We start from the raw sequence: 22,024 nt of genomic DNA on the forward strand, positions 1-22,024 counted from the left end.
CCTTTAATTATCATTGGCGTAGGGGCGCTTTTGCTCTTTATAGAGGACAATCTTGAATTGCAAGAGATTTTCAAAGCTCTATAAGGAAAATATGCCAAAACTTATCCTGTATCCCAGCCCACTTTTGAGATCGATCCGATTTATTATCAAGGAGAATTTGGTCACGTTTTTTAGAAAATATTTTAAATTAAAATTACAGGTCGAAAGGAGTAACCTTGTTAGAATTTTCAATATTTTTAGGCATTGGATTTTTGATGCAGATTATCGATGGTGCATTACGGATGGCTTACATCATCATTAGTATAAGCATATTGCTTTCCATGGAAATTGCTCTAAGAGCTGTGAGTGGAGCAATTCATGCTGCTGAAATTCTAACAACGGGTATTTCAGACTTATCACATGCTATGTTTAAAAATATTTATGATTACCGTTTATTTCGTCGCTTTATTCTTCTGAGAATTATCGGTAGAGTATCATTGGAGCCTATTTTTTTAATAAAAGTAGCTGAAAATATTATCAAGCTCATTGTTTCTATTTATTTATTTGGAATCGGAGTAATCATCTTATATCGAGTATTTCATAAAATTAATTGGATGAAAAATATAATTCAGCTAATCCATAAAATATTAGACTATTAGACAAGAAAAGCGTGCTCACCGATTATACCTCCTTATTCCGATCAGTATTTCAGATGGATTTTCTGATGTGGTTGGTGGTGGCGGGATGGGGGACAATCGTCTTATCATCTCTTCTGGCGCAAGATAATGAAGAGCCAAGGTATACAAACCAATCTCGCTGAATTTCTTATTGCAGTAAGTTTTTCTCTCATCTTTTTTACAGCAATTGCTATTTTCCATTAGCCTATTATACTAAGGTTAATTGTATAAGGTTAATTGTAGGTTAAGGGATTGCTGCCCATTTGTCTGCATTTATTATTCGTTGTTTGCTTCCAAAGGTATTGCTCTTTATGGCAGGATCCTTAGTGATTCTGTTGAGTGTATGAATGATTGTCAAACTCTTTATATAAATTATTAATCAAAATAAATATAGATTTATGATAATATCGAAATATTAAATCCACTTTTTTATTATATTTATTTTCTTATTAATAATCCCAATAATTTGATCCCAATAATTTGATTTTGCATAATCATGCATGATAAAATTTGTATTAATACGAAGCTTAATCAGTTAATTCATGTTTTATATTTAAGTGTTTATAGATCATTTTGATTTTTAATGTTATTAAATTGCTCTAAAAATAGTGTGCTAACTCTGAAATGACTAGAACGACCCTAATGACTAGGCACTCTCATATAAGTGACTTAACTCTTTTAATTAGGTCAAAATCAAATCTTATTTTAATAAACTTTTAAAAAATAATTTTGAAAAAATGGAAACGTCATAAATTTTGAAAGAAAATAATAGTAAAAAAGCTCGAAGCACGTGTTAGATACAAACGATCACATAAAACGACGAGCGTCTTTTTGTTTCCGTTAGATAGGAAGTTTCAGTAATTTTTGATAAGTATGGAAGGCACGTTGATAATTGCTCCTATTTTGATCTAAAATTATCGATAAAGTATAGCTTCTAGCCATTGCCATTGAAGTTCCTTGTCCTGACATTAAAGTTATACATTGACAAGAATTGCCTACCAATACAACGCAGTTTTGGTAGCAATTCAGCATTTTAATTTATGTTAAAGTATTCAAAAAAACTTTTTTAGCTTGCTCTAAGCTTAAAATATATCAAGTATTTTCTAATTCAGCTCTTTAAAATGTTTGTGAAATCTTTTCTTAGCTTTACCTTAAAGCGATTGCTGTAATTTATAAATAAAAAAATATCTAATTTATCATTATCTACAGAATAAATAGCAATCTCTTTTTCTAGAAAAAATAAGCATAAAATGAATTATAAATATTAGCAGTATTTTATTTGATGAAGGCTTTAATAGGATAACCTAGGTAATGAGAAAATTGATTTTCTTCACTAAAAATTAATTGCTTGACGTTAGAATGAATGCCATTGGCACAAACAATTAAATTATAACTGTTTTGTCTTCCGTCGCTGAAAGTGACAGTAACGTTATCTTTTTTTAGATAATATTTTTAATCTATATTCGAGACTTAATCGTAATTTTATTTTTAATACTATTGAGAAAAATAGTTTCGAGATCTCCGCGCAAGAAAGTGTAAACACGATATTTAAGTATTTCACGGAGCTTTTCAATATCCAAGCTGGAAGTTTTTTCTCTTTTTTGATTTTTGATTAAGGTATATTAATTTGAAAATTTTATAATTTTTTTTGTAACGTGGAGAAGATTTCGATTTTTTTGACGATATCAAAACTAGGGTTTCAGAAGTAAATTACATATCCTTGACGTGATTGAAAATTCAGAGTTTTCTTTCTAGGGAAACTTAAATAGGAAACAATTGGTCAGGATTTTTTAATACAAAGATACTAATTTCTTGCACTGGAATTGCAGGGCTAACTACTTTAAGTTTTGCTAGCAAGAAAACTCTGAGTATGATTATAAAAAAAATAAAGACTTACCGATGTCGGAATCAATAGTCGTGAGATAGGTGTGTATTAATTTAATATTATGTTATAGATAGCGATTAAAATATGTCGAGACTGTTTGATGAATGGGCAGAAGGTGAGTTAAAAGTACAAAGGTTAGTAAACTGTAAGATTTACTATCATTGGTTCCCCCAGGAGGCACTCGCAGAGTTATCAGAAGGGCAATTTACACAATCGTTTACAGGGGATTTTGGCTTTACGACAAAGGCCCTTATCACAGAAAAGCAACTTTCTATGGCCCACTTTTCTCACCAGACAGCCAATGCTGAAAAAAAGGACTGTATGTACGTACTGCCCAATAGTTAGCTGGAGTAGTACTTGGGTTTCTCCCCCAAATACTGAGCGGAGAGAAAGAAGTTAATATTTATGTTGAACGTACAACACTTTTGAGAGAACTTGTGCAGTTTTTCATAATTTTCTAAATCGAATGTTGAAAATTTTAATCATAGCATCTTAAGTGTTCTTTTTATAAATAAATCATGGGTATCGGATGAAACCATCTGTGCAGTGTACCTTCGGTTTGGTTATGAAAGCCTTCAACTGTTAACGGATAATGTAATTTTAATGATATATCAAACCATCTTCAGTCGTGGGCAAGAAGCTTATCAAAAAAACCGATGCTGATTATAAAGATTTGACCGTTATTACTGGCGCGATCACAATTATCTCTTGGAATAAATACTACCTCCGCTTGTCGGACGAGGATCAGCTTAGAATGGAAGAAACTGATATTGAAAAAGGCACTGTGATATTATTTTAATGGCTTAGAAGATATTTAATTAATAACTCTCATTTGAAAAATATTAGGAGAACAGTCCATATTAGTTGCTAATTTAGAATTGGCTCCCTTGCTTTCTCATGATTATGAGGCAGAAGAAAAAAGTGGTTCACGTTTGGAGTTATCCTAACATTCCGAAAACACCAAATTACAACACAGTGCGAAGGTCTCCCATGGCTATCCCAAATTTAGGAGCTTGATACATGATATCGGGTATACATTATAAAATCTAGGAGATGTTAAGAATTAAATTCATAAATTTTAAGATCCAGGAAGTAAATGAAGAAAAAAATGATTATTGTTCATTCGGATGGTATGGATTCATCCTTGTGTTTAGCGGTAGCCTTTAAGAAGTTTAGTTCGAGAAATATATTAAGTATATCCTTTAAATATGGATAACCTCATTCATCGGAATTGGAACATGCGAGAGAAATTTGTGAAGAGTAAAATGTGGATCATGTTAAGTTATCTATTGATCGATTATTTGAAAAAAAATACTCATAATGCTTTGATTGATAGTATAGCGGAAATTAAAGATGAGCAGCAGGAAAAGCCTGCGAACACGTTAGTGATTAGTCGTAATTGGATTAATGGGCAAAGGCTAGCTTCTATTCACGCGCAGCATCTTGGCGCTCAATGTATTTATATGGGTATTATATAGGAAGTGAATCTGCTAGTTCAGGTTATGGCGATTGCAATCGTGACTACATAGATTTATTTAAAAATTATGCAAATTGATTTAAACCGAGATAATTTTGAAATACGAACAGTTTTCGAAATGACAAAAAAGGAAACCATGGAATTGGAATATCAGTTGGGTATATTGAAATATCTGCTCAAGAAAACAGTGACCTATTATCGCAATATTCCTGCGTTAGGCTGTAATGACTGCCCTTCTTCCAAGTTGAGAAACGAAGGGATAGGTCAATTTTTAAATCAGCATCCAATGACATAGAGGATTTAATTTTAATAAAATAAAACAAATTATTGAGAAGTGGTACTATATTATAATCCTGATTGTCCAAACTAGTTTAAGGAAGAAGATGAACGAATTAAATCATTTTTTCTGATAATTTTTTTTGCAATTCATCATATCGGTAGTACATCAGTACCAGGTCTTTCTGCTAAACCAACAATCGACATTGTTTTTAAATTTAAGAATATAGAGCAAGTTGATAAATGTAATGATCAGATAGAAAAGTTAGAATACAAAGAGTAGGATGAATATAATATTTCTAGCCGTTGATTTTTTGTTAAGTGTGAAGATAAACGAAGGCATCATATTTATATATTTCAAGTAGCAAACCCAGAGATAGCCAGATATCATTTCCGTGATTATCTAAAATCTCATCGATGAAGCCTCATTCATGAAGGAAGAAAATATGCAGATTTAAAAACTTGTCTATCAGAACAATTTGTCAATGACCGACGTGGATACCTTAAAAACAATTGGGATTATCTAAAGATATCTGAAAAGAAAGCAATTAGTTGGGTTCATAATAAAAAAATAATTAGTTTTACATGAAATTTTATTTCATATATATAACTGTTTTTACGATTTAGAGATTCTTGATCAAGCTAACGAACATGACATAGAGCATTACTCCGCTATTAGAAGGTTATTTAGAAGCTTATTAAATTTTTTATAAGAACTTATATGAGAGATAAAAAATATTTCGTTTGTTAAGACATGTTTACGTCAATAAGAAGTTATAGCATTTCTTGCATATGACACTTCAGACCCTAAACATCATCATGTCGTTAGGATTTCTTAGCTCTATCCATTATTTAGCAGCTTATCGCTCAGTAAAATTTTGATCTTTCAAAACTTGTATATTGACGAAATGCACAGAGGCAAGGGCTATGGGAAGGCCTTGCTTAATCACGTCAAATAATTTTGTATAAAAAATTGTGTATTTCAAATTATTCTAAAAACTGACCATAACAATCTCGACGTTCTTACAGTTTATGAGAATTATGGTTTTAACTTAGATAATGAATATGTTTCTTATCGTTTGTCTATAGAATGAGATTGATAATTTTTTCTATCTCCATTAAAAAAACACAAAACTAACGCATTACAATGAGAGTAAAAAAATTATAATGTATTTAATGAATCTTGCTATGCAATTACAAATAAAACGATAGAAAAATATTGAAGAAATATAAGTTAAAGATTGTTCTTGATCTCACTTGCGGAACAGGATCTCAAGTTTCTTGATTAACAAAACATGGTTTTTAAGTAACTAGCTCAGATATTAACTAGAAGATACAAGCTAAAGATCAAAGCAAGTAAGAAAAAACTAAAGATTCCGTATTAGATCTTCACAACCGAGTCAGTTTGATAGAGTTCTTGTCACGATAAAGAGTTCTTGTCACGATAAATTAAAAAGTATATTGGCAGAGTTTCAAAAATTGAGAATCTACCGAACCAACACAATTCCGCTTTCGTTGATATGGAGTACCAAAATTTTTAATTGCAAAAGTAAAAGGAACTACAAATGTCCCATAAAAAGCGTAATAAAGTCGATCTGATTTTAAAAAGCGTTTTCTAATTCAGTCGTTTAAAACCATGAGGTAGAGATGCTGCCTTATCATTAAATCCGTTATCGCTTATCGGTGTCTTATGGCACAGTTTCAGTGAGGCTCCCGTTAGTAAGCCGCACCAATAAAAAAACTACTCGGAGAAAATAATATGTCTAAACACAAATATGTCTAAACGCAAGCATTTATCGAAATATAAAACAATTTTTTTACTGAGAAAATTTTATTTTTGGAAAACCATTGGAAGCTGCAGAGAAAGTATGTGGAAGAAAAACGAACCCCTCAACCTTAACCTTGTTCCGTATGACATTGCGACTTCCACAATTCTTCCACATCGAATTTTGTGGAAGTAAAAAATGCAGTGTACTATATTGATTTCATGGTGGCCAGAGGCAGAATTGAACTGCCGACACGAGGATTTTCAGTCCCCTGCTCTACCGACTGAGCTATCTGGCCGAGCCGAGGGCCTTATAGTGCTTGAGCTTGCCTTTAAAGTCAATATCATTAGTATTGATTAGTATCGCCAATATCCTAAATTTATATAAAAAATAGGATTTAACATGAGAGTACGCTCTTTAATGTAGTGTTTATGCTTAATGCTAGTGGTTAATATTTCTGTCTATGCCTAAGAGAATTATTTTCTTTGAGGCCCTGATGAAGATGGTTTCCTCAGAAGAATATCCTTGGTGCGCCTGTGCATACCACAAGATGTAAACTTCTCTTCATCGCCTTATTAGTTTGTATTTTGATACGCTTTCCTGCGTGCCGCTTTCTTTATCGCCCAGTTGCCTTCCTTTCAATACCATATTAAAGATCAGGAGACTTGTCTTACTGTTGCTTTCCAGAGCGAACCTGATCCACCATGCCAATTAGTATCGGAACATTTTTGCCAGCAACATCATATTCCTCTGTGCAGAAAAGATGCAGGAGAGCTTAGTTGTCATGTGAATAAGAGCGGTTAAGTTTCTTCAGCAAGGTAACCTGGCGGCTTCTCACTTTCCGTTCCAAAGAGGAATTTTTCCATCTCTTGTTGGAGGAAATAACGAGCTTTGGGGTCAATGAGACTCAGGCGATATTCATTAATTAGCATGGTCTGATGAGAAAGCCAGGCTTCCCAAGCTTGTTTAGAAATTTGTTTGTAAATGCGTTGTCCCAATTCGCCCGGATAGGGTTGATAATTTAGCGCATCAGCCTCTTTACCTAGTTTTTGACAGAAGATACGGCGGGTCATATTATTTATCGTGCTTTAATTGTTCAAGTAATCGTGCTACTGGTGCAGCAACACCTCCCGGCAGGAGAGTTTTTTTTATACCAGATTTGGAATCCACCTTCCATAATTTGTGAAGCTCTCACGCTAATCTGCAGTAAAATTGGTTTAATTTCTAGCTCAAAGTGGCTAAATTTGTGAAAAAAAGAGTTCCATCGTTCGAGTTTGATAGTATCGCCAATATTAAATTTTTTCCGACACCAACTTTCGATATTTTCATCTATAGGACATTCCGGAAAACTCCATAATCCGCCCCATATTCCTACGGAAGGCCGTTTTTCCAACAGAATATGCCCTTTGGTATTTTGCAGTAAGACTAAATAGATGCTTTTGCGTGGTCGATTTATTTTGGGTTTCTTGATAGGAAGTTCGGTTTGACGAGCTTGTTGATTAGCAGAACAGTTTTTTTTTAAAGGACAAAGAGCGCACTTAGGTTTTGTGCGGGTGCATATCATAGCGCCAATATCCATCATGGCTTGATTGTAATTCCAACAGTCCTTTCGAGGAGTGTATTTTTTTGCTAAATCCCATAATAAATTAATCCCATCCGATTGATTAATTGGGATATTCAAAGCATGGTAACGAGCTAACACACGCTTTACATTACCATCCAAAATCACCGCATATCGATGCATCCCCAATGATAAAATGGCCCCTGCCGTCGATTGGCCGATACCGGGTAATAAGGTCAAATTTTCTACTGTAGTAGGAAATTGACCCTGATATTTTTTGTGAATAATTTGCGCGGTGTGATGAAGATTACGGGCACGGGCGTAGTAACCTAGGCCCGACCAATGAGCAAGAACCTCATCAATATTTGCCAAAGCTAAAGTTGTAAGAGTTGGGAATCGATCCATAAAACGTTTGAAGTAGGGGATTACTGTCACAACTTGTGTTTGTTGCAGCATAATCTCGGAAACCCAGACTCGATAAGGAGTGGTATCCTTTTGCCAAGGAAGATCGTGGCGGCCAAAATGCTTAAACCAAAGCAATACAGTCTGTGAAAATTGTTGGGAATCCATTCCTAATAAATTTTTAATAAATTTATCTAGATTCAATTTCTTGCCAATCTTATCTGTATATTTTTCTACTTTTTTTAATTTCATTAGCTAATACTTTTGTGGCTAAACTTGATAAGTCAGGCCGAATGTTGGGGGAACTAAGCGTGCCTCTAATTAAGAATAGGCACTTCAAATTGGGTTTGTTGGTCCCCTCGTTTCATGTAGTCTGCTGTTAGCTTGTAATCAATATTATTATTAGGATTATTATTAGGCAAATTGATAAAGTCTAACCCGGTTGCTCTCACTTGACCTTTGTCCATTTTAAGGTCCTTATTTTGGACAATACCTTTTTCAATGGTGTAAGTGCCTGTCAGCGTAGAAAAGTAGTTTCTTTATTATTCTTCAAAAGAGGTGGTGTGGTGTTTGACGGTTGAGTAAGGCGCTTTTGCTTGAGCAATAAATTCATTTTTGGGCTAAATTTAGTCCAGGAAATTCTTGAGGGTTAGTTAATTCTACTTGCTTAAGATCCCCTCCTAATGAGGGATAAAGGACCATCCCATGTTGCCTTTTAAGATCAAATGATGGCTTGTTTCATTGTAGACGAATTGGTCGATGCGATTTTTTGTAATCGTTTGGATTGACTACCTTTATTAAAATAATGACTGAGATAACAAATACTGTAACGATGACAGTCAAAATGCCAGCTAGAATCTTAAAGAAAATTGTGCATAATCTTCCCCCATTTAATAAATAATGAGCGAGTGATGGGAATCGAACCCACGTTCTAAGCTTGGGAAGCTTATGTTCTACTCATTAAACTACACCCGCAAAACTACATAAAATTAGAGTTCTCAGCTAGGCTTCTTGTCTTAGACAGGAGACTCACATAAAATGCAGGCTGCCTGTTGAGTAAAATGCTATGAGTAAAATGCTACCGAATTCGAAATTAAAAATCCAGTTTAATGAATGATAAAGCTATCAAGCGAACTATTCACATTTTTGTTTGTTGCGAAGGGCATATCTTACTCCAGGACAAAAATTTGTCTTGGAATCTCTATGGCCAACGTATGGGATCAATTTTTCTCAAAACTGATTGATTCAAAAAAAATTCAAGAAGTGGTGAGATAATAGTAGAAATTGGTTTTGTAATGGGCAAGCTTTATTAGCCATGGCCAAAATGAATCTCAACCTTAATTTTCTTGGGATAGAGGTGTACACCGGGACCCGGGTATCGCCAACGGCTGATGTCAGCTTCTAAAAGCAGAGAGGGCATTTAGAATCGTTCGTATCTGCCAACAAGATGCTGTAGAAGTGTTGTAAGAAGGAGTTGCAGATAAAACACTTTCCCAAATAAATATTTTCTCTTCCGATCCTTAGCTGCTCAAAAGCTTAAGAAGGGTGGTCGATTATGGTTGGCTACGAATTGGGAGGACTTATGCGATGCAAATGATGCCTGTTGTAAGCGATTTAGTGCTTAGAAAACCTAACGGGGGGGGATTTTTACCTCAAGAGATTATGGTAGCATTATCAAATTTGAAAAACGCAGAAGACGATTAGGTCATAAAATTTGGGATTTGAATTTTATCAAACTAAAAAAAGAAAACCCCTCTAAAAAACCCTCTTCTGAAAAAAAGAGGGGGTTGATTTTTAAGCCAACGGACTGTTTTTTAGAAATAAAAGTCAAATTGCGCCGTTACAACGTTATCGCTTTTGCCTAAATCAGCAGCAATACCTGAGGCGATAGGATTGATTCTGGTACTGATTGCGTTTCGCGAGTAATTAATATCGTGTCGATATTCCAAAGCAAAATTCGTATCTCTCCAAGTACTAACGTTATAGAAAATGCTATAGCGGTTTTTAGGTAGGCCTAGAGCTAAAGCTTGGGTGGTGTGCCCGTACCCAATGCCAAGAGAGCTAGGCTTTGAACCCGTATGGAAGGTGTAGTTTGCTTCGGCGTGGAAAGCAGTAGGGCGAGCCCTTGGTTGCCAAAGCTGACATCAGCAAAGTCAAAACTCCTTAAAGCCCCTACATATTCCGCAATGAAACTACAGGGTTAATGGCAAGGCTTCCATAAAAATTAATTGCTTGCGCGGTATGATGCAAGGTTTCATCATGCAAAAACACCGTGGCTTGCATTCCTTGTGAATCTGCGAGGTTAGAAATCAAGCTTGCCCCCACTTCGCCACTTACGCGACCTCCATTATTAAATTCGTAACCAATATCCGTCCCCCATTGATTGTTTTGATTACTACGAGACAGATTGTTGGTTAGTTCTTGATAACCATATACTTCAGCATGCAAAGCGTTCTTATCAGTTTGGTAGCCAACTGTCAAAGCGCGAGCACGGGTTCGTCCGAGTCCCAAAGTCACTGGGGAGCTGATCATTAAACTGTTATACCGCCCAAACGCTACATACACTTGACCAATACTTGTATAAAAAGGAAATTGACTTAGATTTCCGATCGTAACAAAAGCGCGATTCATAAATACACGTGATCCGTCTACCAACTCATCGGGATCGTAATCTAAGGCCATATAACCAGATACCCACAGATTTCCTTGAATATAGGTATCCAATTCTGCACCACTAAAGTTGATATTTGCCGTTCTTAATCCCGCGTAAGTGCTCCCATAAGCTAGCTGGCCTTCCAATTTTCCACTAAAGATTACACGTGGGAGGGGAGGAGTTGGGATTCCCATCTCGCTACATTCCTGTTCCAATTTATACTGGTTAAGAAGTATCCGAGCATCTTCTCGGACGGTGGGAGTATTGATGATAAGTTCTGACCCATCAAAAACCTCTTGGGTATTTAGATAGGGGCCTATCCCTAAACGAGAGGTATGGTAGACACATTTACCATTTGGGCAGGTGTACTCTTGATAATGGTGTGTATGAGTGGGTTTGTTTTGAGTTCGTTTTTTCTGTGCTCGAAGTTGATTGATTTGTTCCTGAAGATAGTCAATTCGCTTGTTGATTTGTTGATTTGTTGCTGCCAACGAAGAAGTTAAAGCACTAGCAACACACAAACTTACTATTGAAACTAGGAATTTAGATGACATAGGCTGTTTTCTCTCTTGCAATTCAAGGGAAGGTGGAGTAACAGCCTTGTTACAAGTCACCCTGTTCTGTAAGATAGTTAGATATTCCTTTCATAGATTGTGCAAATTACGAGTGAGATATATAACACAACGCGCTCTTACAAGGCAAGATTGTAATTTTAACACTTACTAACTTACCTAAAAAATAGAAATAGATTGTATTTTTTTGTTTTTCATATATAGTACAGCTTTTAGTATAGCCAGTTTGGGGGAAGGCGCCCTTAGCAATCTTAAATGGTCAGGTTTAATAGTTAGTGGCTTTATGTGGATGGAACGTTAGGTGACGGAAATAATCCATACGCTGAGATTGATAATCTCAATTCTAATATGATGAGAATCGCATCGTTTATAGTACCGGTGGTGGTGATCAATTTAATATTTTTTTCGCTTTAGAGGGCGAGAGTTATACCCGCTTTTAAATATAAAAGTATAATGGCTGTATGTACCGTCAAAGAAGGTGATACTGAAATTTATGCAGCTTGGAAAGGTTATAGTGCCGCTTCCCAATGGCTCCAAAGTTTTTGTAAAGGTCGCGGCGCGTTGCATGTGTTTCAACTACCTATATTCCCACAGCCTTATGGCGGAATCGGACTAGGGTATTCCATGTTATAGTAAGTGGGGCTTATAAATTTTAATTTTTTCTGGCATAAAAAAACAATGACGCTCTTGAATGAAGGGGGTCACTTTTTTTGATCTACAAGTTTACAAGCCCTTTCACCTTCTTTACAATTACTTAACGTTTTAATTTTTTAAATAACAATGGGAATGCCATGTCAACAAATTCAATTATTTTTACAGCATTAGCATGTCTTGCATTGCTACTTTTTATCATTGCTGTTTCGGTATTTCGAAGAAGAGATAGAATGGAGTTAGATCAATCCTCCGAAGATTTTTCTAGTGATCAAATTTATGTAGGTAATTTACCTTACCATGTCGGCGAGAATGATTTACATAATCATTTTTCCCGTTTCGGGGCTATTGAAACCATTAAAATAGTAAGAAACTTTCGTACGGGCTGCTCTAAGGGCTATGCGTTTGTGACTTATACTAGTGCAAAACAAGCTGTTAAAGCATTAAGTGCGCATGGCAAAGATTTACAAGGACGATTGTTAGTGGTCCGAATTGCTAAGTCAAGAGAACAGCACGCTTATACGTGAAAGCACTTATCATAGAAAATTTAAAAAAGACATACGCAAACCGCCTTCAAGTTTTGAAAGGTATTAACTTTTCAGTAAGTGAAGGTGATTTTTTTGCGCTACTTGGTCCTAATGGGGCTGGAAAATCGACGACAATCGGGATTATTACCTCCCTAGCAAATAAAACCAGTGGGAAAGTAGTTGTTTATGGGTACGATATTGATAAAGATTTTGCAGCGGCTAAGGCCTGTATAGGAGTTGTTCCTCAAGAATTTAATTTTAATATTTTCCAATCGGTACTCGATATCGTACTTCAACAAGCAGGTTATTATGGTATTTCCCGAAAAAATGCGATGCCCCAAGCGGAAAAATATTTAAAGCAATTGGGGCTATGGGAAAAGCGTAATGGTATGGCCCGGCAACTCTCAGGAGGATTCAAGCGTCGATTGATGATTGCACGAGCCCTTATTCCCAGGCCGCGTATGTTAATTTTGGATGAGCCAACAGCGGGGGTAGATACTGAAATTCGACGCTCCATGTGGAAATCTTGCAAGAATTAAATCAACAAGGAATAACAATTATTTTAACAACTCATTATCTTGAAGAAGCCGAATATTTATGCCGCAATATTGCCATAATTGATCATGGGGAAATTATCGAAAATACCACTATGGCAGATATTCTAACTAAATTTGATGCTGAACGATTTATTCTTTACCTCGATCAACCCCTAGAAAAATTACCCATGATAGAAAGTTATCAATTTTGGATAAAGGATTCTCGAACTCTGGAAGTTGAAGTCCTTAAAGAACAAACCTTAAGTAGTTTGTTTGAGGACTTAAAACGACACAAAATTGAAGTAAATAGTATGCGAAATAAAGCCAATCGGTTGGAAGAATTATTTCTCAAATTGACGGCAGAAAAATAATGGGTTTTAAACAAGACCGAATAGCCTATCAAACGATTGTCGTTACGGAATTAAAACGCATTCTAAGAATTTGGTCCCAAACTTTATTGCCTCCTGCAATAACAAGCATTCTCTATTTTATTATTTTTGGGCGAATTATCGGAACTCGAGTAGGATTTATGGGAGGATATAAATACGTTCAATTTATTGCTCCTGGTCTTATTATGATGAATATAATTACTAGCTCGTATGCTAGTGCTGTATCCGCCTTTTTTGGAGCCAAATTTCAACGGCATATTGAAGAAATATTAGTTTCTCCAGCTTCTAACATAACAATACTTTTAGGTTTCATGAGTAGCGGTCTTTTGCGGGGAATTATTGTCGGAATTATTGTGTCCATTATTGCACTTTTTTTTACACATTTACATATCCACTCCCTAATTACAATTATACTAACGGCGCTTTTAGCATCCAGTATTTTTTCACTGGCTGGCTTAATCAATGCTATTTATGCAAAAAGTTTTGATGATATTTCAATCATACCTACTTTTGTTTTAACTCCATTAACTCATTTGGGTGGTGTTTTTTATTCGATTAATTTATTACCTCTGGTATGGCAACATGTTTCCTATCTAAATCCTATCAGCTACATTGTTAATAATTTTCGATACGGATTTTTTGGTATTGCAGGGAGCGACTTATTCTTTCTTATTTTTTGATGTTGGCTTTTGTTGTTATTTTATTTGGCATCACTTATTTACTTATGAAAAATGGGTGGGTTTGCGGAATTAATAATCTTTTCTATGACTTTTTGCTAGCCCTGAGAGTTCTTCACGTTTCTGGAGATCCATTTTAGAAATGAAGTGACGATCTGCTCGCCAAAGCTTGGATATTTCCTCCAAAGAACTATAATAGCTTTATCATTTCAAATTTGTGCTGCCTCATGATAATCATCTCCGGCCTGCTTGTATGGATTCGTTTAGGATTGTTTTTTATCATTACTTATCGCGCCGCAAACGACTACAAAGCTCAAAAAAATTAAACTTACCTAAAATTTCTAAAGGTGCCCCCTTAAAGAAAAATTTCAAGACGGAATTTTCTTATATGAATTACCACGTAGAAGATGCTCGGTTGGTTTTTACTAATGCACTAGGAGCAAAAGAAAAAGGAGCTACGATTTTTACTCGAACTATTTGTGTCGTTCAGTGATACGAGAAGGAGGTCACGGAGACTGTAACGAAAACGTCTTTTACTTCGCTCCTCCGCCTGGTAAAGGGAAGTCATCTAGTAGTACCTAAATTGTATAACCGGAATCATGCCTACATTTTTGAGAATTTAGATAAACGGGTAATTTTTGAAATTCCTTATCGATGTTCCTTTTGAGGGGACCTCAATAGAGTACAAATTTCTGATAAAGAAATAAACTACATAATTAATTCCATTAATTATTATTTTGTTAAATCTCTTAAAAAAGAAGTTATCAAATGGATCGGGGCGCGCTTTATTCGATGATCAAGCTGAAAAAGCGTAAAAGATTACTCGGGATTATCACTTAGAATTAAATGATCAGAATGGAACGCAACGCTTCCCCTTATTTCTATTTTTGGAGGTAAACTTACCACTTATCGATCTCTTAGCTGAGTGTGTCCTCTTACAGTTAGAAGCCTTATTTCCTAAATATGAGCGCTCCTTGGACTGTAAATTCCGTTCTGCCGGGAGGTGAAATTAAAAATCTGCCAATTTTGAAGAATTTTTGTTAAAAATAGCAAAAAAATACTATTGGCTTCTCCAAACAATTTTGTTACTTTATACAAATAGTTATGGAGTGTTGATTGATGTACTTTTAGAAAATGCGATTAGTCTTAAAGATCTAGGCCTTTATTTTGGTGGGGGATTATATGAAAAAGAAGTTCGTTATCTTTTAAACCACGAATAGGCCAGGACTAGTGAAGAGATACTTTGGCGTCGAACGAAACTGGGACCTACTTTATCGGAGGAAGTAAAGCGGCTTGAAGAATTTTTAACGGCTATGATACGCAATAAGATAAATTTAACTAGCGACTTTTTTGATCGAAATGCGCTTGAAGTAGCTCAAGATTTACTGGGGAAAGTCATTCGAGTGCGCTACCAAACTTTTTGGCTATGTGCCCAAATTATTGAAACAGAAGCATATTATATTCATGAAAAAGCAAGTCATGCCTCGCTAGGTTTTACCGAAAAGCGTAAAGCTTTATTTATGCCTGCAGGAACCATCTATATGTATTATGCCCGAGGAGGTGATTCTTTAAATATTAGTTGCCGCGGCGAAGGGAATGCTGTTTTGATTAAATCTGCTGTGCCTTATGAGGGTGTTGAAAATTTTGAGGCGATGGTAACTATTATGCAGAAATTAAACCCTTTTAAAAACAAACCCGAGTACCGAAAACCTGAACAACTCTGTTCCGGCCAAACTTTATTATGTAAATCCCTTAATTTACGCGTGAAAGATTGGAATCAAAAAAATTTTCCCCACAACGATTTATTATTAGCCATCAGGGTTATCGTCCTACCAAAATTATAAAGACTCGGCGATTAGGAATTCCTAAAGGACGAGATGAACATTTACTGTATCGATTTGTGGATCATGATTATTCTCATTGCTGTACCAACAATCCACTTAGCAAAAGAAAGTGGAAAGTCGGAAAAGATTATTTCATAATAGATCGCCCTTAATCAGCCAAGGAGTATTAAATGTTCCGACTGGATCTCCTAGAAGACCCTTTAAAGCAATTTAAATTATGGTATGACGAGGCTGTTCGAAAGAAAGTCCATGACCCACCAGCGATGACTTTGGCTACTGCTAACTCGAAGGCAAGACCCACTGCGCGTACGGTGTTATACAAAGGGATTACTAAAGGCGGTTTTCTTATTTTTACTAATTATCATAGTCGAAAGGCTATTGATTTATCTGAAAACCTTATGCGGCATGGGTATTTTATTGGCCAGAAATTTATAAGCAAGTACGTGGGGAAGGGCATGTTGAAAAACTGATGTGTGAAGAATCGGAGACTTATTTTGAAACACGTCCCTATGAAAGCCAAATTAGCGCATGGATCTCGGAACAAAGCCAAGAAATTCCTAACCGAGAGTATTTACTTAATCGATATAAAAAATATCGAGAAAAATTTTCTGAGGAAGTACGGTGTCCAGAGTTTTGGGGCGGTTTTCGGTTAGTTCCGACTCAGATGGAATTTTGGACCGGCCAAGAACATCGTCTTCATGATCGCTTTTGTTATTTAAAAGAAGATCATAAATGGAGAATCATTCGACTAGCTCCCTAAGGAGTTAAATGTGGTGGCTGTCAGTTCCTTGGTTCAATAACATTGGTGAAACAGCTTCGGGAAGAAGCAATTGCAAAAGGAATACAGCCGGCAATTTTGACAAAGCTTTTAGCGCGATTACACCCCCCAGCTGAAAAGTTCTTCATCTTCGCACTCAACCCCCGAGCATAGATTAACTTTTTTACAATACCGTAATACGCGTATTGATGCATTTCGTATAAAAATGGAACGCTACGAATATCAAAAACATCGCTAACTTCTAATTGTATGTCAGAAAAGATTTGCGGTAGGCGGATACAGTAAATACAATAGGTATCATGTCCACAAATACCACATTTTTTACACCCAGTCTGTATGACTATTTTTTAGAGGTATCTTTACGTGAATCACTTATTTTAAGAGAATTGCGCAAAGAAACCACTCGCCTTTTCCCAACGCATAAGATTCAAACAGCTCCAGAGCAAGCCCAATTACTAGCACTATTAGTTAAGCTCGTTCGTGCTCGAAAAATAATTGAAGTGGGCACTTTCGCTGGGTATGCCACTATGGCAATGGCTCAAGCACTACCTCCCAATGGCAAGATTATGACTTGCGATGTCAATGAAAAAACGACGAACCTTGCGAGACAGTATTGGCAAAAAGCAGGACTTAGTAACAGAATTGAATTGCGTCTTGCACCTGCTTCAGAAACATTGGCACAATTAATCCACACCAAACAAACCAATCAGTACGAATTTATTTATATTGATGCGGATAAACCAAATATGAATCTTTATTATGAAGAATCTTTAAAACTCCTTTGTTCTGGGGGAGTAATTGCTTTAGATAATGTTCTTTGGCAGGGAAAGGTAGCGAATAAGTTAGATCAAAGTGAAAGCACTCAAGCCATACGCGCACTTAATCAGAAAATTTACCAAGATAAACGGGTTGAAATTAGCCTTATTCCTATAGGCGACGGTTTAACATTAGCTAAAAAAATATAAGTTTAATCCAAATCCTACTTATCCTTAGCTCGATAAGATAATGGTAATTGCTCTTGATCGAGGAAACTTGGCTAGAACAATTAGGTACGCTTAAAAAATATGCCAATTGTGTCTAGGATTGCGGTCCCAAAAGCGAGGGACAATAAAATAATAAGATGGCTTAAATTTAAATCTACACCCAACACCCATTTGGGTTCATAAAATTACCAATGGTCACTTGAATAGCAGTTAACAACAACCCTAAAAGAATAAAAGGAATTAATTGTATAATTTGAACAGAAGCGGCTACTAAAAGGGAGCTACCAACGCTCCGAGATAAGGAGTAAGGAGTATAGTTTAATAGAAAAAAAACATTCCCCAAAACTCAGCGATAAAAATACCGGCAGTTTTTAAAGTGCCTCTCTTAAATCTATTTGTCTAATTAATTGAGCCAGATTAAGCCGCTTATCAATCACCGAATTAATCTAATTCATTATTTGTTGTAACTTTCCTTGATAAGCTGGAGCTGCAAAAAAAGATAAACGAAAAGAGCAGCAGTAATTAAGTAATAATAGCTAAGGGCAGGGGGCTAATCTCCATAAGGAAGGCGCTTATAGAATTTGGTCAATGTATGAAAGCACCAAGCTATATACTAAAGCCAAAGGCAAGAAAAAAGTTCAGCCGATAAATAAAATGTAAACAAATAAGTACCACTAATAAATTAAGTCGCTTAAACAAGTCGCTGCAAAATTTAAATAATGCGATGTCATCTTTCAGCCCGCCTCCATTCCCTAAGTTAACCATGTAAAGTTAAAAGAAGGGATGCTTCAGATAGCTTGGATGAATTTTGACAATAAGGCAAAGTTTCGGTAAGTTAGCAATAATGCAATATCCGGTTATTGACGAAAACAGCGATCATTCTGTTGCAAGCAATTTTTCTGCAAGCCGATGGACTTATTTATACCCTACTTTAGTTATTGTTCTCAGCGCTCTTTTTTTATTTTATAAATATCTACTACAAGTTTCCCCAAGCGTTATGACGGAGGATTTAATGCGAGTTTTCCACGTTAGTGGGGTAGGATTAGGTAATTTAGCCGCCACATACTTCTACACCTATATAGTGGCTCAATTATTCGTTGGTGTGTTATTAGACAAATATAGTCCTCGTCTTTTAACTACTCTAGCGATTCTCTGTTGCGCCATCGCTTCTGTGATTTTTGCACGTGCCAATTCTTTAGGGCTTGCAGAAATGGCACGTATGTTAATAGGAGTAGGTGCGGCATTTGCCACGATTAGTTATATGAAGCTGGCTGCTATTTGGTTTCCACCTCATCGCTTTGCCTTTGTTGGAGGATTATTAGCAACTGCAGCTATGGTCGGAGCGCTATGTGGGGAAGCTCCTTTGGCGTTTTTGGTTCAAAACATTGGATGGCGGCACAGTCTAATGTTTTGTAGTTTTTTAGGCATTTTTGTTGCCAGTCTTTTTTATCTACTCGTTCGTGATAAAAATCAACAGCCACTTAATAAAAATCAACAGCCACTTATCTTATCCTCTCATTGCAAAAACATTATTACTTTAAAAGATATTTTAGAATTATTGAAAAATAAAAAGAATTGGCTGCTAGCTCTTTACAGTGGTCTTTCATTCGCTCCTGTCGCTGTTTTTGGGGGACTTTGGGGAAATCCTTTCTTACAAGAAGCTTACCAACTTAGTAAAACGCAAGCGGCTGGTCTCATTTCCCTTGCATTTATTGGGGTAGCCATTGGAGGCCCGACATTGGGCTACTTAGCCGACCGATTTAATAAACGAATCCCCACAATGATTTTGGGGACTATCTTTAGCTTCGTGGCGCTCATTTTAGTAATTTACAATTCCTATTCATCTACTTACTGGATAGGCACTTTTTTATTCTTATTTGGTTTTGGAATAGGCTCTTTCATGCTTGCATTTGCGGTAGGGAAGGAAATTAATAAAGCTACCTTGGCTGCAACTGTTATCGCCTTGATTAATACGGGCGACGCCATTTTTGGAGCCGTAAATGAACCTTTAGTAGGCAAAATATTGGATATTTTTTGGCCAGGAAAGATGTTAAACGGAGCACCTCATTTTTCAGTAATGGATTACCGTATTGCATTAACATTATTACCATTTGATTTATTGCTTGCGCTCTTTTTTATTTGGTTTTTTTGTGTGAAAAGCCGCCATTGTTTCGTTCCGAAAGACTTTGTAGCAAGCCGGAAGACTTTTTAGTGATTATAATAGTAATCACCATTATTAGATCAAGATAGCTGATAATGGAATTTCTGGGCGGCTCATAAGTGATGTGATGCTACATTCAAATTATCCTGATTAACTTTAGCACCCTCTTCAGCACTAACTATGTCTTCACACTAACTATGTATTAATTATACTTAGAGGTTATTATATGGCTAATTATATAATGGTTGGCGCAATAACTTTCAATAATTTTTTCTAAATTCCTGATGATATTAGGCAGCTTTTTAAAAAGCAATTGAAAAGGTTTTAAAAAAACTTCTCGACAAACATCACATTATGGAATTGGATATTCACCAAACTTACAACTTCTAACGTTGATTCCTAACCTTTGTAATTTTCTCTTTAACTTTTTCAATAAAACTGTTATAAAACTGTTCTCGTGCTTGTTTCTGTATTCGCGCATCTTCGTCGTTAAGCGTCTTAGTTCAAGCTCACTTATTTTTTCTACAACTTCCGGGAAAAGCAAGTTTTTTCATCCGTAGCATGCTTATCAACCTCTTTATGGATCTGCAATTCTTGCGTTATAAACTTATCAATAATAGTACTTAAATGGTCAAACTCCCTTTTTTCATGTAGTAATAATAGTAATAAATAATCTTTGGGTTGCGAAAAAATTCGTACTTAGATTTGCTCGTAGAAGTATCAACTTTACTAAATAAATTTTGGATTTGATAGTGTTTTTCGATATAGGAGTTTATCACCTATGTTCTACTTCTATTTTAATTTGAGTAGTACAATGAGGCACTTTTGTCACGCCTCAGGGGGCTACCTTCGCAAAAGGGAGCAACCATCAACGTTACATCCCTCACTTTTTTTATTATAGTATCGACTTTTGTGAAATACTTAGTAAAAACAAAACCCTCCCCCACACCTTAAGAGGCCTTATACCCTGTCGGCAGGACAACTGCTCTCCTACTCTTCTTTTACCATATCTCATCAAAAAAACATCATTTATGTGTGCTTCAAATGAGAGGGGCAATAACGGTTTACAAATACACGACCATTATCAGTTGTTCCATTTATTTGCTTCCTCTGACAGATTGTCACGAATTGGCAACGCCTGGATAGAGAAGAGCTTATCCAGAATCTTTGGCTGAATCAGGAAAAAAGAAATATACCCCTTCGAAGAGCTTTTAATAATTTAGGAATTTTAGGATCTATACAATATACAGCAACAAATATTAAAATAATAAATCTTGTAAAAATTAGTCCAAATGAAGCAAAGCTTTTTATGTCCAAATCATAAACAACATTTCCTGGCGTCTCTCGCATAGAAAGTTCTTCTTGACCCATTTTTTTATAGCTATTGGCTTCTTCTTAGGTAATAGTTCTTCTTCTTAGGTAATAGTAGGATTGGTTATTTTTTGAGTTTTATGTTGAACAAGTGCATCAATGAACTTCTTTTTCGTAATCCATTAGTTATTTTGCCTTCCTTTAAAAAATAACATTTCAATAATTCATTACTGATCGTTGCGTATCCTGTATTACCTTGAGGTTCATCAATCTCATATTGTAAACTTTATTCTATGGGCCTTCTGTTTCATGACTCCAATTAGAGATTTGAATTTAGGTCAAAGGTAAGGTTGTCCTTTCTCATTGAGAATGAGAAAGGTTAGTATTTTTAAGCCATTCCCTTTAGTTGCTTCATACTAAGGCTACGAATAAGTGGACCATAACGCCATGCTTCTATGGATTCGTTAATTAAGTTTATTTCGAGTTGCTAACCAAGCGCCATGAGCTAGATAGATCATTTTCTGAAACTTCATGGCAGACAATTGAAGATCAGCTTTTTCAGATTCTAAATTACGTTCGCTGAATAAGTTTTTTCGATTTCGCCTCCATTTAGAAATTGGTTATAGTTATTACTGGCCCTCCGTCATCGAAGCGTTTTTAATTAAGTAGATTGGACTTTGTGCAAAACCATCTTTTTTTATTGACTTGAAGGGTGCAGCTAATTTCAATTTTGTGATTGTTGGTTTGTATCCTTCAAGAGTTATTGCGCCAACCATTATAAAAAGTGATGCCACTATCCCGCTCCCGCTCATAAGGATCGCTAGTTCTTTGCTATTCATTGTTCTCTCCTATTAGGTTTTAGTTAACGGTCAAGAAAATATTTAGAAATGCGGCTTAGCAAATTTGTCAGCCACAACGT

Annotated in this window: 15 protein-coding genes, 2 tRNA genes and 7 pseudogenes; 16 read left to right on the forward strand and 8 right to left on the reverse strand. The window is 35.8% G+C overall.

Annotation, left to right across the window (positions count from 1 at the left end):
* Window positions 1–215: 215 nt before the first annotated feature.
* Window positions 216–638, forward strand: a complete 423-nt coding sequence (locus tag B1F79_RS05605; RefSeq protein ID WP_251366324.1) for a hypothetical protein — start codon at window positions 216–218, stop codon at window positions 636–638.
* 858 nt (window positions 639–1,496) lie between these two features.
* On the opposite strand, the gene B1F79_RS06490 is transcribed toward B1F79_RS05605, so the two are convergent.
* Window positions 1,497–1,625 (reverse strand): hypothetical protein, encoded by a 129-nt coding sequence (locus B1F79_RS06490; RefSeq protein WP_285896427.1) that lies wholly within the window; start codon window positions 1,623–1,625, stop codon window positions 1,497–1,499.
* A gap of 1,544 nt (window positions 1,626–3,169) precedes the next feature.
* Here B1F79_RS06490 and B1F79_RS05610 point away from each other — a divergent pair.
* The 4 genes and pseudogenes from B1F79_RS05610 to B1F79_RS07130 all read left to right on the forward strand — a co-directional run bounded on the left by B1F79_RS05610 (window position 3,170) and on the right by B1F79_RS07130 (window position 5,253).
* Window positions 3,170–3,340, forward strand: coding sequence for a hypothetical protein (locus tag B1F79_RS05610; protein ID WP_251366325.1), 171 nt, complete (start codon window positions 3,170–3,172; stop codon window positions 3,338–3,340).
* Window positions 3,341–3,806: 466 nt separating this feature from the next.
* Window positions 3,807–4,313, forward strand: a pseudogene (locus B1F79_RS05615) (7-cyano-7-deazaguanine synthase).
* Between the two features lie 87 nt (window positions 4,314–4,400).
* Window positions 4,401–4,577 (forward strand): annotated as a pseudogene (locus B1F79_RS05620) (GrpB family protein); the annotation flags it as partial.
* A 610-nt stretch (window positions 4,578–5,187) separates the two neighbouring features.
* A complete protein-coding gene (locus tag B1F79_RS07130; RefSeq protein ID WP_372443165.1) occupies window positions 5,188–5,253 on the forward strand; it encodes a GNAT family N-acetyltransferase in 66 nt (21 codons plus the stop codon).
* 1,029 nt (window positions 5,254–6,282) lie between these two features.
* Here the strand turns inward: B1F79_RS07130 and B1F79_RS05625 are convergent.
* Window positions 6,283–6,358 (reverse strand) — tRNA-Phe (locus tag B1F79_RS05625).
* Between the two features lie 329 nt (window positions 6,359–6,687).
* On the opposite strand from B1F79_RS05625, the gene B1F79_RS07250 reads away from it, so the two are divergent.
* Window positions 6,688–6,864 (forward strand): hypothetical protein, encoded by a 177-nt coding sequence (locus B1F79_RS07250; RefSeq protein ID WP_504739183.1) that lies wholly within the window; start codon window positions 6,688–6,690, stop codon window positions 6,862–6,864.
* On the opposite strand, the gene B1F79_RS05630 is transcribed toward B1F79_RS07250, so the two are convergent.
* From B1F79_RS05630 to B1F79_RS05650, 5 genes and pseudogenes are all read right to left on the reverse strand, one after another.
* Entirely contained in the window at window positions 6,861–7,133 is a 273-nt protein-coding gene (locus tag B1F79_RS05630; RefSeq protein ID WP_251366326.1) for an oxidative damage protection protein, read from the reverse strand. The genes B1F79_RS07250 and B1F79_RS05630 overlap by 4 nt on opposite strands.
* A 23-nt stretch (window positions 7,134–7,156) precedes the next feature.
* On the reverse strand, window positions 7,157–8,275 hold the full coding sequence (gene mutY / locus B1F79_RS05635; protein ID WP_251366327.1) for an A/G-specific adenine glycosylase: 1,119 nt from the start codon (window positions 8,273–8,275) through the stop codon (window positions 7,157–7,159).
* A 65-nt stretch (window positions 8,276–8,340) separates the two neighbouring features.
* Window positions 8,341–8,490 (reverse strand): hypothetical protein, encoded by a 150-nt coding sequence (locus B1F79_RS05640; RefSeq protein WP_251366328.1) that lies wholly within the window; start codon window positions 8,488–8,490, stop codon window positions 8,341–8,343.
* Window positions 8,491–8,926: 436 nt separating this feature from the next.
* Window positions 8,927–8,998: transfer RNA gene (locus tag B1F79_RS05645), tRNA-Gly, on the reverse strand.
* Between the two features lie 839 nt (window positions 8,999–9,837).
* Window positions 9,838–11,230, reverse strand: a pseudogene (locus tag B1F79_RS05650) (LbtU family siderophore porin).
* 471 nt (window positions 11,231–11,701) lie between these two features.
* Here B1F79_RS05650 and B1F79_RS05655 point away from each other — a divergent pair.
* The 10 genes and pseudogenes from B1F79_RS05655 (at window position 11,702) to B1F79_RS05700 (ending at window position 19,845) form a co-directional block, all read left to right on the forward strand.
* On the forward strand, window positions 11,702–11,881 hold the full coding sequence (locus B1F79_RS05655; protein WP_251366329.1) for a hypothetical protein: 180 nt from the start codon (window positions 11,702–11,704) through the stop codon (window positions 11,879–11,881).
* 158 nt (window positions 11,882–12,039) lie between these two features.
* Entirely contained in the window at window positions 12,040–12,426 is a 387-nt protein-coding gene (locus B1F79_RS05660) for an RNA-binding protein (RefSeq protein ID WP_251366330.1), read from the forward strand.
* Window positions 12,423–13,333 (forward strand): annotated as a pseudogene (locus B1F79_RS05665) (ABC transporter ATP-binding protein). Before B1F79_RS05660 ends, B1F79_RS05665 begins: the two are co-directional and overlap by 4 nt.
* Window positions 13,333–14,087, forward strand: a pseudogene (locus B1F79_RS05670) (ABC transporter permease); the annotation flags it as partial. The pseudogenes B1F79_RS05665 and B1F79_RS05670, both read left to right, overlap by 1 nt.
* Window positions 14,088–14,281: 194 nt before the next feature.
* Window positions 14,282–14,521: a hypothetical protein gene (locus tag B1F79_RS05675; protein ID WP_251366331.1), complete on the forward strand. Its 240-nt coding sequence runs from the start codon at window positions 14,282–14,284 to the stop codon at window positions 14,519–14,521.
* Window positions 14,522–15,110: 589 nt separating this feature from the next.
* Entirely contained in the window at window positions 15,111–15,248 is a 138-nt protein-coding gene (locus B1F79_RS05680) for a hypothetical protein (protein ID WP_251366332.1), read from the forward strand.
* Between the two features lie 93 nt (window positions 15,249–15,341).
* Window positions 15,342–16,024: pseudogene (locus tag B1F79_RS05685) on the forward strand (DNA-3-methyladenine glycosylase).
* An 18-nt stretch (window positions 16,025–16,042) separates the two neighbouring features.
* Window positions 16,043–16,632: pseudogene (pdxH, locus tag B1F79_RS05690) on the forward strand (pyridoxamine 5'-phosphate oxidase).
* Window positions 16,633–16,949: 317 nt separating this feature from the next.
* Complete coding sequence (locus tag B1F79_RS05695) at window positions 16,950–17,615, forward strand: O-methyltransferase (protein ID WP_251366333.1); 666 nt, start codon at window positions 16,950–16,952, stop codon at window positions 17,613–17,615.
* Window positions 17,616–18,477: 862 nt separating this feature from the next.
* Window positions 18,478–19,845 (forward strand): MFS transporter, encoded by a 1,368-nt coding sequence (locus B1F79_RS05700; protein WP_372443166.1) that lies wholly within the window; start codon window positions 18,478–18,480, stop codon window positions 19,843–19,845.
* 1,125 nt (window positions 19,846–20,970) lie between these two features.
* Here the strand turns inward: B1F79_RS05700 and B1F79_RS05705 are convergent.
* On the reverse strand, window positions 20,971–21,165 hold the full coding sequence (locus B1F79_RS05705) for a hypothetical protein (protein ID WP_251366335.1): 195 nt from the start codon (window positions 21,163–21,165) through the stop codon (window positions 20,971–20,973).
* Window positions 21,166–22,024: the final 859 nt, after the last annotated feature.

This window comes from Coxiella-like endosymbiont of Rhipicephalus sanguineus (assembly GCF_018687865.1).

What these genes read in the sequence shown, in the direction of transcription:
- mutY (WP_251366327.1), bottom strand. Translation starts at nt 8,275, where the DNA reads ATGAAATTAAAAAAAGTAGAAAAATATACAGATAAGATTGGCAAGAAA.
- B1F79_RS05705 (WP_251366335.1), bottom strand. Translation starts at nt 21,165, where the DNA reads ATGGGTCAAGAAGAACTTTCTATGCGAGAGACGCCAGGAAATGTTGTT.
- B1F79_RS06490 (WP_285896427.1), bottom strand. Translation starts at nt 1,625, where the DNA reads ATGTCAGGACAAGGAACTTCAATGGCAATGGCTAGAAGCTATACTTTA.
- B1F79_RS05655 (WP_251366329.1), top strand. Translation starts at nt 11,702, where the DNA reads ATGGCTGTATGTACCGTCAAAGAAGGTGATACTGAAATTTATGCAGCT.
- B1F79_RS05700 (WP_372443166.1), top strand. Translation starts at nt 18,478, where the DNA reads ATGCAATATCCGGTTATTGACGAAAACAGCGATCATTCTGTTGCAAGC.
- B1F79_RS05675 (WP_251366331.1), top strand. Translation starts at nt 14,282, where the DNA reads ATGGATTCGTTTAGGATTGTTTTTTATCATTACTTATCGCGCCGCAAA.
- B1F79_RS05695 (WP_251366333.1), top strand. Translation starts at nt 16,950, where the DNA reads ATGTCCACAAATACCACATTTTTTACACCCAGTCTGTATGACTATTTT.
- B1F79_RS05640 (WP_251366328.1), bottom strand. Translation starts at nt 8,490, where the DNA reads ATGGACAAAGGTCAAGTGAGAGCAACCGGGTTAGACTTTATCAATTTG.
- B1F79_RS05660 (WP_251366330.1), top strand. Translation starts at nt 12,040, where the DNA reads ATGTCAACAAATTCAATTATTTTTACAGCATTAGCATGTCTTGCATTG.
- B1F79_RS05630 (WP_251366326.1), bottom strand. Translation starts at nt 7,133, where the DNA reads ATGACCCGCCGTATCTTCTGTCAAAAACTAGGTAAAGAGGCTGATGCG.